The organism is Flavobacterium sp. 103 (assembly GCF_003096795.1).
GTDB lineage: Bacteria > Bacteroidota > Bacteroidia > Flavobacteriales > Flavobacteriaceae > Flavobacterium.
In genome coordinates this window covers 2,509,212-2,521,791 of record NZ_QENX01000001.1, presented here as the reverse complement: position 1 = coordinate 2,521,791, position 12,580 = coordinate 2,509,212, and the positions used below count along the sequence as shown (strand labels likewise).

10 protein-coding genes are annotated in these 12,580 nt (G+C 33.6%); 3 read left to right on the top strand and 7 right to left on the bottom strand.

Annotated elements, in window-relative coordinates; all coding sequences use genetic code 11:
- Positions 1 to 3 precede the first annotated feature (3 nt).
- Together C8C85_RS10275 and purH are read right to left on the bottom strand one after the other, a co-directional pair.
- Positions 4 to 1,032 carry a rod shape-determining protein gene (locus C8C85_RS10275; RefSeq protein WP_100433056.1) on the bottom strand — a complete coding sequence of 343 codons (1,029 nt, stop codon included), beginning with the start codon at positions 1,030 to 1,032 and terminating at the stop codon, positions 4 to 6.
- Positions 1,033 to 1,086: 54 nt separating this feature from the next.
- On the bottom strand, positions 1,087 to 2,613 hold the full coding sequence (gene purH / locus C8C85_RS10270; protein WP_116796992.1) for a bifunctional phosphoribosylaminoimidazolecarboxamide formyltransferase/IMP cyclohydrolase: 1,527 nt from the start codon (positions 2,611 to 2,613) through the stop codon (positions 1,087 to 1,089).
- Between the two features lie 246 nt (positions 2,614 to 2,859).
- Here purH and C8C85_RS10265 point away from each other — a divergent pair, with 246 nt between their 5' ends.
- Complete coding sequence (locus tag C8C85_RS10265) at positions 2,860 to 4,107, top strand: ABC transporter permease (RefSeq protein ID WP_116796991.1); 1,248 nt, start codon at positions 2,860 to 2,862, stop codon at positions 4,105 to 4,107.
- Positions 4,108 to 4,204: 97 nt separating this feature from the next.
- Complete coding sequence (locus tag C8C85_RS10260) at positions 4,205 to 5,089, top strand: cupin-like domain-containing protein (RefSeq protein WP_116796990.1); 885 nt, start codon at positions 4,205 to 4,207, stop codon at positions 5,087 to 5,089.
- 38 nt (positions 5,090 to 5,127) lie between these two features.
- On the opposite strand, the gene accD is transcribed toward C8C85_RS10260, so the two are convergent.
- The 3 genes from accD to C8C85_RS10245 form a co-directional block, all read right to left on the bottom strand.
- Positions 5,128 to 5,982 carry an acetyl-CoA carboxylase, carboxyltransferase subunit beta gene (accD, locus tag C8C85_RS10255; RefSeq protein ID WP_111411141.1) on the bottom strand — a complete coding sequence of 285 codons (855 nt, stop codon included), beginning with the start codon at positions 5,980 to 5,982 and terminating at the stop codon, positions 5,128 to 5,130.
- Between the two features lie 70 nt (positions 5,983 to 6,052).
- The gene (gene fbaA / locus C8C85_RS10250; RefSeq protein ID WP_116796989.1) at positions 6,053 to 7,120 is read right to left on the bottom strand and encodes a class II fructose-bisphosphate aldolase; all 1,068 of its coding nucleotides are present in this window, start codon (positions 7,118 to 7,120) and stop codon (positions 6,053 to 6,055) included.
- Positions 7,121 to 7,192: 72 nt separating this feature from the next.
- Entirely contained in the window at positions 7,193 to 9,823 is a 2,631-nt protein-coding gene (locus tag C8C85_RS10245) for a BamA/TamA family outer membrane protein (RefSeq protein ID WP_116796988.1), read from the bottom strand.
- 47 nt (positions 9,824 to 9,870) lie between these two features.
- On the opposite strand from C8C85_RS10245, the gene C8C85_RS10240 reads away from it, so the two are divergent.
- A complete protein-coding gene (locus tag C8C85_RS10240) occupies positions 9,871 to 10,599 on the top strand; it encodes a TrmH family RNA methyltransferase (protein WP_116796987.1) in 729 nt (242 codons plus the stop codon).
- Positions 10,600 to 10,613: 14 nt separating this feature from the next.
- Here the strand turns inward: C8C85_RS10240 and C8C85_RS10235 are convergent, their stop codons facing one another.
- On the bottom strand, positions 10,614 to 11,345 hold the full coding sequence (locus C8C85_RS10235) for a porin family protein (RefSeq protein ID WP_116796986.1): 732 nt from the start codon (positions 11,343 to 11,345) through the stop codon (positions 10,614 to 10,616).
- Between the two features lie 23 nt (positions 11,346 to 11,368).
- Positions 11,369 to 12,100, bottom strand: a complete 732-nt coding sequence (gene ubiE / locus C8C85_RS10230) for a bifunctional demethylmenaquinone methyltransferase/2-methoxy-6-polyprenyl-1,4-benzoquinol methylase UbiE (RefSeq protein WP_116796985.1) — start codon at positions 12,098 to 12,100, stop codon at positions 11,369 to 11,371.
- Between the last annotated feature and the right edge of the window lie 480 nt (positions 12,101 to 12,580).

Sequence of the window (12,580 nt, the reverse complement as noted above, 5' to 3'; positions counted from 1 at the left end):
TTATTACTTAATCAAAATGTTTTTAAACTTCGTAATATTCTTAAGAGCCATTCCAGTTCCTCTTACTACCGCTCTCAATGGATCTTCGGCAATATAAACCGGTAAATCTGTTTTTTGGGAGATTCTTTTATCAAGTCCTCTCAACATAGATCCACCACCTGCAAGATAAATACCTGTATTATAAATATCGGCAGCTAATTCCGGAGGAGTTTGTGATAATGTTTCCATTACCGCATCTTCAATTCGTTGAATTGATTTATCCAATGCTTTTGCAATTTCTCTATAAGAAACCTCAACCTGTTTTGGTTTTCCGGTTAATAAATCTCTTCCTTGAACAGACATATCTTCTGGAGGAGTTTCTAAGTCTTCAATGGCTGCACCAATTTGAATTTTTATTTTTTCAGCGGTACTTTCTCCAACAAAAAGGTTGTGTTGTGTACGCATGTAATAAACAATGTCATTTGTAAAAACATCACCGGCAATTTTTACCGATTTATCACATACAATTCCGCCTAATGCAATTACAGCAATTTCAGTTGTTCCACCACCTATATCAACAATCATATTCCCTTTTGGTTGCATAATATCGATTCCGATACCAATTGCGGCAGCCATAGGCTCATGTATTAAGTATACTTCTTTTCCGTTTACTCTCTCACAAGATTCTTTTACCGCTCTCATCTCCACTTCGGTAATACCAGAAGGAATACAAACCACCATTCTTAGGGCAGGTGTAAACATTCTTTTTTTCAATGCCGGTATGCTTTTGATAAACATACTGATCATTTTTTCAGAAGCATCAAAATCTGCAATTACACCATCTTTTAAAGGCCTGATTGTTTTAATGTTTTCATGCGTCTTACCTTGCATCATATTGGCTTCCTTACCAACTGCAATAATTTTGCCTGATATTCTATCACGCGCAACAATAGACGGACTGTCAATTACGACTTTGTCATTGTGAATGATTAAAGTGTTTGCTGTACCAAGGTCTATCGCAATATCCTCGGTCATGAAATCAAAAAATCCCATATGCCTTTTAGGGGTTAAAAAGTTATAAATAAATTACGCACAAAGTTAAACAAATTAATGTTTAAAATGACGTGTTCCTGTAAATACCATCGCAAGATTATTTTCATTGCAATAATTAATGCTCAATTCGTCTTTTATCGATCCTCCTGGTTGAATCACCGCTGTTATTCCAGCTTTCTTTGCTATCTCAACGCAATCTGGGAATGGGAAAAAAGCATCACTTGCCATAGAAGCACCTTCCAAACTAAATCCAAAAACTTTTGCTTTTTCAATAGCTTGCAATAATGCATCTACTCTTGATGTTTGTCCTGTTCCCGAAGAGATTAAAGTACCGTTTTTAGCGAAGACAATCGTATTTGATTTAGTATTCTTACACACTTTAGAAGCGAAAATCAAATCTTCAATTTCTTGCTCTGTAGGTGCTGTTGTTGTAACGGTTTTTAAGTCTGCTTTAGTATCAGTGATGTTGTTTCTTTCTTGAATCAATAATCCATTCAAACATGTTCTCACCTGTTTTTGAGGCAATTCAACATCATTTTGAATTAAAATAATTCTATTTTTCTTTTCTTGTAAAATAGCAATTGCTTCTGCATCATAAGATGGCGCGATTACAACTTCACAGAATAATTTATTTATTTCATTGGCAGTAGCCACATCAATTGTCGTATTAGCAATCAACACACCTCCAAAAGCAGAAGTAGGATCACAAGCCAACGCCACATTGTAAGCTTCAGAAATAGTATCTCTTGTAGCTAATCCACAAGCATTGTTATGTTTTAAAATTGCAAATGTCGGTCCGTCAGTTTTAAACTCATGAATTAAGTTTACTGCAGCATCAACATCCAACAAATTGTTATATGATAATTCTTTACCATGAACTTTGGTGAACATTGCGTCGAAATCTCCAAAGAAAAATCCTTTTTGATGTGGGTTTTCTCCATATCTCAATACTTGTCCATTTTCTATACTTGCTTTATAGATTGTTTCGTCAGTATTGAAATAATTAAAGATAGCACCGTCATAATGCGAAGAAACATGAAAAGCTTTGGTCGCCAATAATTTTCTGTCTGCCAATGTTGTTGCTCCATTTTGAGAGGTAATCATGTCCAAAAACAGACTATATTGATCCATTGAAGGAACGATTACGGTATCTTTAAAGTTTTTTGCGGCAGCACGAATCAATGAAATACCACCAATATCTATTTTTTCAATAATAGCTGACTCACTAGCTCCTGAAGCAACTGTTTTTTCAAAAGGATATAAATCAACAATTACCAAATCAATTTGCGGAATGTTGTATTCCTGCATTTGCTGTACATCGCTTTCATTATCTTGACGGTTTAAGATTCCCCCAAAAACCTTTGGATGCAATGTTTTAACTCTTCCTCCTAAAATTGAAGGATAAGAAGTAACATCTTCAACAGGGATAACAGGGATTCCTAAATTTTTAATGAATTCCTCGGTTCCTCCTGTAGAATAAAAAATTACATTTTGCTCATGCAATTTTCTCACAATTGGCTCAAGACCTTCTTTTGAAAAGACCGAAATTAATGCTGATTGGATTGTTTTTGTTGTGTTCATTGAGTAGTTATGATTATAAAGTGCAAAAATAGTTTTTTTTGATAATATAATTCAATAAAAAATATGTAACAATGTCTTAAAATAACATACCTATTGTTAAATGTATTTTTTTTTGGTTTTTGAAACCGCTGCGATGAAATTTCTTCTTAATTAAAATAAAAAAAGCGGTTCCTGACAACCAAATTTTAAATACTTTTCGGAAGAAATAAAAAGATAGAATTTTACACTAATACAAATTCAAAAAACATGCTAGTTTACCTACGATTATTAAAAGAGAGTTTTGGTTTTGCCATGAATGCTTTACGCAGTAATAAATTAAGAACATTACTTTCTTTATTGGGGGTTACTATTGGTATATTCTCTATAATAGCTGTACTTGCGGCAGTAGATTCTTTGGACAGAAAAATTTCAAAAGAGTTAAGCAGTCTGGATAAAAATACTATTTATTTATTGAAATTTTCCTTCGGCCCGTCGGATATCCCACAGTGGAAAAGAGAGCAATTCCCCAATGTAAAATACACTGAATATGTCTACCTAAAAAACGCAATGACCCATACAGACCAATTAGGATATCAAATATTCACCAAAAGGGAATCGATAAAATACGAATCCAAAACAGTGAGTGATGTAAATATTGTTCCTGTTTCTTATGAGTTTATAGACATCCAGGGATTGGAATTTGAAAAGGGAAGATTTTATAATGAATCCGAAGCGAACTCAGGAACTCCTGTTATTGTAATTGGTAACGATATTGCTAAATCACTTTTTGATGACTCAGAACCCCTAGGTAAAAATGTAAGATTGTATGGCCAACGATTTACCGTTATAGGTGTTTTAAAGAAGGAAGGCTCTTCGATTGGCGACAGCAATGACGGCGCAGCTTTTATTCCCGTTAATTTTGTGCGCAGGCTGTATGGCGATAATAATCCAAATTTAACGAATGTAATTATATTCAAACCCGAAAAAGGGGTAGATATGGAAGAATATAAAAGTGAGATAACACAAAAATTAAGAAATTTTAGAGGATTGAAAGCCGGGGAAATTGATAATTTCTTCATTAATGTTTTTGGTGGATTTCTAGAACTTATCGATAACATTATTAGTCAGATGAACGTGGTTGGCTGGATTATCAGTGGCTTTTCATTACTGGTGGGTGGTTTCGGAATTGCGAACATTATGTTTGTTTCCGTAAAAGAACGCACCAACCTCATTGGGATTCAAAAATCATTGGGAGCCAAAAATCGTTTTATATTGTTTCAATTTTTATTCGAAGCCATAATACTTTCTGTATTGGGAGGAATTATTGGTTTATTTATGGTTTGGATAATTGCTATGATTTTGACAAAGGTGTTAGACTTTGAATTTGTTTTGGGACTTGGAAACATTCTTTTAGGAACAGGCCTAGCTGCTGTTATAGGACTTATTTCAGGAATCCTTCCAGCTATTAGCGCATCTAAACTAGATCCTGTGGAAGCCATTCGAACTGGAATGTAACATATTACGTTTTTGTTATTTAATTGTAAATTTTGAATACATGAAATAATTAGGTATTTTTGGTAGGCAGACCTATTTAAATTAAAAAAATAAATAAATGAGTTTTATCCTAAAATCTGTTGATACTGTTGAATCTATTTCTAGAGAAGATTTTAAAAAAAATTATTTAGATAAAAGAAAGCCATTAATCATAAAAGGGCTAACTAAGGATTGGCCTGCAAGAGAAAAATGGTCTACCGATTATTTCAAGGAAATCGCGGGAGATATTGAAGTAAAACTAGTAGATAATTCCAAAGCTGATCCTACCAAAGTTATCAATGCTTCTATTGCCAGTATGAAATTTGGCGAATATTTGGATTTAATAAAAAAAGAACCAACAGACTTGCGTATTTTTTTCTTTAATCTTTTCAAACACAGACCCGACTTACTTAATGATGTAAAAGTTCCCAAAGAATTGATGGGCGGATTTATAGAAAGCATGCCAGCCATGTTTTTTGGAGGTTCCCGGGCTATCACCTTTTTACATTATGACATCGACTTACCACATCTTTTCCACACTCATTTTGGAGGAAGAAAACACATTATATTATTTGACTACAAATGGAAAAAAAGGCTCTACTGCATTCCCAATACGACCTATGCTTTAGAAGATTATGATGTTACCAATCCAGATTTCGAAAAATTTCCCGCACTAAAAGGAGTTGAAGGTTATGAAGTTTTTCTGGAACACGGAGACACCTTGTTTATGCCAACCGGAATGTGGCACTGGATGCGGTATATTGACGGCTCTTTCTCCCTGACGCTTCGTGCATGGGATCGATCTATTACACGTAAAATAGCCAGTGTTTGGAGTTTATTCATGCATGGCGCTGTAGACAGTGCTATAAAAGTAACCTTCAAAAGCCGTTATGCCAAATGGAGAGAAAAACTGGTATTTAAAATAGCCGAAAAAGAGCTCAAAAAAGGAAGACCAAAAAAGTAGTTATAAAATAAAAAATCCCGATTGCTCGGGATTTTCATTTATCTAATATCATTGTTTTGAATCAAATCGATATATAAGTTGATCTTATCTTTCAATTCTTTTCTAGGCGTAATAAAATCCAAGAAACCATGTTCGAGAAGAAACTCGGCAGTTTGAAATCCTTCAGGCAAATCCTTACCTGTCGTATCTCTCACCACACGTGGACCAGCAAAACCAATTAAGGCACCTGGCTCAGAAATATTGATATCTCCCAACATTGCATAAGAAGCAGTTGTTCCTCCAGTAGTTGGATCAGTACAAAGTGAGATATAAGGTAATTTAGCTTCGGCTAGTTGCGCCAATTTTACAGATGTTTTTGCCAATTGCATTAAAGAATAAGCAGCTTCCATCATTCTGGCACCTCCTGATTTGGATATCATTACAAAAGGCAATCTGTTTTTGATAGCATGATCAATTCCTCTTGCAATTTTTTCTCCAACAACTGCTCCCATAGATCCACCAATAAAGGCAAAATCCATACAGCATATTACTAATTCTCTTCCTTTGGATTTTCCAACTCCAGTGCGCACCGCATCTTTAAGTTGTGTTTTTTCCATCACCTCTTTCAATCGATCTGCATATTTTTTGGTATCAACAAAATGCAATGGATCTTTAGAAGTCATATTTTTATCTAATTCAACAAACTCATTATTGTCAAATAAAATATCAAAATAGGCTTCACTCCCAATTCTAACATGGAAACCATCTTCGGGACTTACAAATAGATTACGCGCTAATTCTTCAGCATCGATAATTTTCCCTGTAGGTGATTTGTACCAAAGTCCTTTTGGAATGTCCATTTTGTCTTCGGTAGCCGTAGTGATTCCTTTTTCTTTTCTTTTAAACCAAGCCATCTTTTTTTATTTTAGATCAAAATTTCAGATTTTAGATTTCTCATTGAAGTCTAAAATCTGAAATGTAAAATTATAGTGTATTCACATTGTTTAAGTCAGCAAATGCTTGCTCAAGTCTTGCAATAAAAGTTAGTTCACCTTCACGCAACCATTTTCTTGGGTCGTAGTATTTTTTGTTTGGAGCATCAGCACCAGTTGGATTTCCAATTTGAGTTTTAAGGTATTCAATATTGTTAACCATAAAATCACGGATTCCTTCAGTAAATGCAAATTGTAAATCAGTATCAATATTCATTTTTACAACACCGTAGCTAATTCCTTCTCTGATTTCTTCCAATGTAGAACCAGATCCACCGTGGAAAACAAAATCAACAGGATTTGGTCCAGTTTTGAATTTTTCCTGAACGTAATCTTGAGAATTTTTTAAGATTTTTGGAGTCAATTTTACGTTACCTGGCTTGTAAACACCGTGTACGTTTCCAAAAGAAGCAGCGATTGTAAATCTTGGACTCACTTTTGATAATTCTTCGTAAGCATAAGATACTTCAGAAGGTTGAGTGTATAATTTTGAGCTATCTACATCAGAGTTGTCCACACCGTCCTCTTCACCACCAGTGATTCCAAGTTCGATTTCTAGGGTCATCCCCATTTTGCTCATTCTTTCTAAATAACCTTTACAGATTTCGATGTTTTCTTCGATTGGCTCTTCAGATAAATCGATCATGTGAGAAGAGAATAATGGTTTTCCAGTTGCAGCAAAGTGCTCTTCTGAAGCGTCCAACAACCCGTCAATCCAAGGCAATAATTTTTTAGCACAGTGGTCAGTATGCAAAATAACAGTAGCTCCGTATGCCTCAGCTAATGTGTGAATGTGTTTTGCTCCAGCAATACCACCAGCGATAGCGGCTTTTTCTCCAGCATTTGAAAGTCCTTTTCCTGCATTAAATTGTGCTCCACCATTTGAAAATTGGATAATAACCGGCGCGTTTAGTTTTGCAGCTGTTTCTAATACTCCATTAATTGTGTCCGATCCAATAACATTTACAGCTGGAAGTGCAAAACCTTTTTCTTTTGCATAATTGAAAATTTCTTGTACTTGATCGCCTGTAGCTACTCCGGGTTTGATATTGTGTGCCATTGTAATTTTTCTTTTAATTGTTTTTTTTTAGTTTTTAGATTATAGTTTGCAAAAATAAGAATTAATTAGCACTTAGAAAGGGTAATTGATACCAAAATTAAATACTGAATTTGCAAAATTATATTGAGTGAACCATCTATCGCCCATTTCTAAGGCAGGATTGTATGTTTTGAATCCCATATCTACTCTAACCGCAAAAAAGCCTAAATCATATCGTATCCCAAATCCAGTACCCAAAGCCATTTCTTTTAAATCTTCTATCGAATTAAATTTTGCAGGCTCATAGTTCACTACATCCAAAACATTCCAAATGTTTCCTGCGTCAGCAAAAAGAGCTCCATTCCATTTTCCGGCAATTAGAAATCGGTATTCACCACTAATTGCAATTTTCATATTGGCTTCATTAAAGTCATTAGAAAAAGAACTGCTCCCTGGCCCCAAATTATAAGGCTGCCATGCTCTATTATCATTAGCCCCTCCTGCATAATAACTCTTCGAAAAAGGAATTGAATTAGAATTTCCATAAGGAATTGCAATACCAAAAAAAGCTCTCATCGCAAATACATTTGCCTTATTTACATTCCAATGTTTAATAAAATCAAATTCCGTTTTTATATATTCCGAATATTCTAAATTGAAAATTTCATAGTTCCCATTTTCGTTTTTAGGAATGTTGCTTACGTTTGAAATTAAAGACAGTAATGTTCCCGCAGATTCTATTTTGGTTCTAAAAGTATAAAAGGTATTGTCTTGTAAATCTTTCTTACTTGTTTTCGTGAAATTAAAATTGGTTGCCAAAATAAAGTCATTATCGGTAAGTCTTATTCTTTGCTGCTCAATGTTACTTACATCTTGGTATTCTTGATTATCTGGTCTCAAAACTGTCTGCAGTGCTAAAACATCTTTTGTAAAACCAGAGGTTCCGCTTTCAATAATCAAATTATTGTCTCCATCAACATAACTTGTATTGGTATTATATGTTTTCCCAATATTATTCAAAGCATCATAAGAGCTATTATAGACATGAAAATAATTTTCAGGATTCAGATTGCGCACATACTGAAAATTTAATATGTCAAATCTCGTAGTAGTGTTCTTTTTAGGTGTCCAGTTATAAGAAAGCGACCCGGTAAAATTCTCTTTATCCAATCCAATATTGGTTTGCTTAGAAAGACCTAGACTAAACACCGTGGACGGTATCATGCTTTTTGGAATTATTTTTTCCGTTTTAACGGGAAATAGAATTCGTGGGAAGTTCAGCTTGGCATCTAAACCATATTCTGATACATTAAAAAAACTATCATTTGAATCAGCAATATCATTTGAAGCACCTATATTTCCTCTGGCCGAAAGCTCTAAAGTCTCAGCACCATTAAAAACATTTCGGATTGTTTCCGTAATACTACCCGTAATCCCAAAATCTTCTATATTCGAATGTGTAACATCCAAAGTATAGCCAAAACTGTATTTTTTGCGGGGAGTTAAATAAATCTTGGCAACCAAGGACTCACCTAATGTGTCTTTCGGGTCAACCTGATATTGTATGGTGGGATAATTAAATATCTTTAAATTATTCAAATACCGAGTAGTCAAAACGGTTTTGTTGTCATTAAAGAAACTTCCCTTAGTTAGGAAAACGGCGTCTGTTATAGCATGCGGGCGGTATTTGATTTTTTCATATCCATACAAATTCATGTTGTTATACGTCACACTATCTTTAATTGCTAAATCATGTCTTTCCGGCTTATAATCGGTGTAAATTTTAATCTCGCTGATTTTATATAATTTAAATGGCTCTGTCTTGGTAGAATCATTTTCCTGATAAGAATAATCTCCAACATTCAAGGTTACATTAGCCTTGTCTTTTTTATTTATGGTATCAATATCAAAAGTGACATAATTAGCCTGAAAACGATAAGCTCCATGGTTTCTAAAAAGAGTGGTTATTCGATTTTTTTCACCTTCAAAATCTTCGGTTTTATATTGTTTACCAGGAACGATAAGCGATTTTGAAGTTTTATAAATAGAGTCTAAAACAGGTGTTTCAATCGCCGTCCTTAAGGAATCAATAAAATAAGGATTTCCAGTTGTCAGATAGTATTTTAATTTTGCGTTTTTAGGAGCTAAAGAATCTCGCTTATAGGTTGCATCGACATCAAAGTAACCATTGTTAAAATAATAACTTTTAAGTCTTACTAGTGATTTTTTAGCTTTTAAGGTATCCAAAATTACAGGAGCTTCCCCCGTTTCTTTTAAAAAATTATGAAACCCCAGATACCAAAAAGATTTACGAAGTCCTTCAATTTGTTTTGCCGAAAGCCATTTGACTTCCCTATCGTATTTCTTTTTATTGTTTAAATATTTTAAATTGAATGTAGAATCAGGATTTGGATTGGCCAAATTATACAAATTCAATAAAAATCGATAGCCTATTAAAGGCACTTTACTGTTTGGTTGCTGGTACAACTGATCATATATGGTTTGATTCTTGAGCAATTTGCCATTTTCAAAGATTTCATTTTTGACAAGGAGCTGTTTTCTGGCAGGAACCCGCTTTTCCGAATTACAAGCATAGAAAAGAACACTAATTAGGATAAATAGTGATATTTTTGCAAGACTCTTTTTCTTCTCAAAAAATATGGATTGCCCAAGATACCCAGCAAACCGCTTTTTTGTTTTAGAGGAAGAAAAAAATTTATTCATGAGGGGACTCGTATTATAGAATATTTAATTCAAAAGTACATTTTTTTATGCTTAGTAAAAACCAAATAAAGCTTATATCCAGTTTGCAACAAAAAAAACATCGTTTTGCAAATCAATTGTTTTTTGCCGAGGGTGTAAAAGTAATTCAAGAATTAGTAAAATCAAATTTTGAATTAGAACATCTTTATACAACCAATGAAGATTTTAAGGATGTCGCCTCTCTCAAAAGGAGTATTATTTCAGAAAATGAATTAAATAAAATTAGTGCTTTGTCCACACCGAATACCTGTTTAGCAGTATTCAAAATTCCTTTAGAAAAAAAAATAATCGAGTCTGGACTTGTTGTTGCACTTGACTCTATTCGTGATCCCGGTAATTTGGGGACTATTCTCAGACTGTGCGATTGGTTTGGAATCCAGCAACTGGTATGCTCAAGAGAAACGGTTGATATTTACAATCCGAAAGTCGTTCAAGCCACAATGGGTTCGATTGCTAGAGTAAATGTCAATTATGTTGACCTAGATACCTTTATAACAAAAACTAAATTACCTGTTTTTGGAACCTTTATGGACAGTGAAAACATTTACAAAACAACTTTACCTCAAGAAGGCATTATTGTTATGGGAAATGAAGCCAACGGAATTTCTGAAAACATAGAAAAATTGATTACCAAAAGACTTACTATTCCACGTTTTGGAGATCTTCAAATCACCGAAAGTTTGAATGTGGCTACTGCTACCGCCATTATCCTAAGTGAATTCAGAAGGCAAAATTAAAAAATAGCTTATTTCTAATGAAAGGTGAAATTAATCAAAAAGCCTCGGGATTTCATAGACTCAATATTACTTGTCCAAGGACTGTTCGGGTCCTTGTCACGTATTAATTCGTCAGAAATACCGAATTGGCCTCGAATCGATGGAGAGAATATAAAGTATTCTGAAAAAATATCAATCCCAAAACCCAACTCATAATTGGTAGTCCAGCTTTTCACCCTAAATCGTTCTTCTTGATTGTCGTCCAAAGATTTTGCATTACTGGACAAATTTAAATTTGCTGACACTCCACCCAATAAATAGGGGCGAACATTTCCAGTTCGAAGAGAAGAGAATTTTAACAATAAAGGAAAATTGATATAAGTGCTGTTTATATCTCTAATTGCATCATTTGGACTGTCAAAACCAACAGTTGGAGGATAATGTAATGTTCTATTGGAATAATAAAGTCCTGGCTCGAAACGCAAATCCAAATATTCCATCAATCTTAAATTGGTCACTAATCCAACGTTGAATCCTACCGTATTATCAGTCTGGATATCTGACGAATATCTTGGATCAGTTTCCATTTTTTTATAATCTATTTTAAAATCATAAGTGTTAAATCCTAAAAAAAAACCGAAATAGATTTTTTTCTTTTGCCAATTTTCTAAATTTATAATAGGATCCTTACTGAAAATACTTTTCGAATTCTGTGCACTTCCTTTTATGGTTATGGTCAATAGAATTAGTATAATTATTTTTTTCATATTTGTGCCGAATGTTTTCAGTATTATTTTTTAGAAGCTGAGTAAATGGTTGCAACTCCAAAGGTTTGTGGCATTGCGTTCACATTTATAAACCCAGTTTTTCTTAAAATATTGTTTAATGCTTCCCCATAAGGAAAAGAAGCAGCCGATTCGGATAAATAACCATAGGCAACATCATCCTTTGAAAACAGCTTTCCAATCAACGGTAAAATATTTTTGGTATAAAAACTATATCCTTGTTTGTATGGTGTTTTGTCAGGCACGGAAGTTTCCAAAATAACAAAAATCCCGCCTGGTTTTAGTACTCTCAGAATTTCAGCTAACCCTTTTTCAAGGTGTTCAAAATTTCGAACCCCGAATGCTACAGTTATAGCATCAAAAAAATGATCTTCAAAAGGCATGTTTTCGGAATCTCCCAATACCATTTCAATTGTTTGGGACAGTTTTCTTTCCTCAATTTTACTCTGCCCTATTTCAAGCATTCCAGCCGAAATATCAAGTCCTACAATTTTTTTAGCTTTGGTTTGCGCCATCAAAATAGCAAGATCACCAGTTCCTGTTGCAATATCTAAAACATTTTCTGGATTGGTCTCAGCAACCAATTTCAATACTTTTTTTCTCCATTTAACATCGATACCAAACGATATAACTCGATTAAGGTTGTCATAGTTACCTGAAATAGTATCAAACATTTTGGCAACTTGTTCTTTTTTACTAAGTGAAGAGTCTTTATAAGGTGTGATTTCTTTTGGCATTTTTTTAGTTTGTACAAATATAAACAAACTGCATTAACTATAAATGTGTTTTTGGTTTTGGTTAAAATTTTATTTGACACCTCTTTTTTGTATTAAATATCGTATCTAAAACAAAAATATATAAAAATGAAAAATAATTGAAATATCACCAAAAGTGGGTATTGTGGAAACTGTTTTTATTACTGATGTTTGTACTTTAAAATTTAAATATTTTTTTTAAATGGTTAGACGGGAATTAATGACCCAAATCAAATGGATGCTTCTTGCGCTATTTATCTCATTTGTTCTTGTATTATTTTTTGAAGGTACCGTCAGTAATGGCAGTATTATTTTAAAAGCGCAAAATACGTTCTTAGGATTAAATTTGTTTTTGGAAATTTTAATTTTCTTTGCCTTTAGTACCTTTGTGGTATTTGGTACTAAAGGCTTTTTTGAGTTGTACTCTCAAAGATTATCAAATTATATTGTCTTCATTTCGGG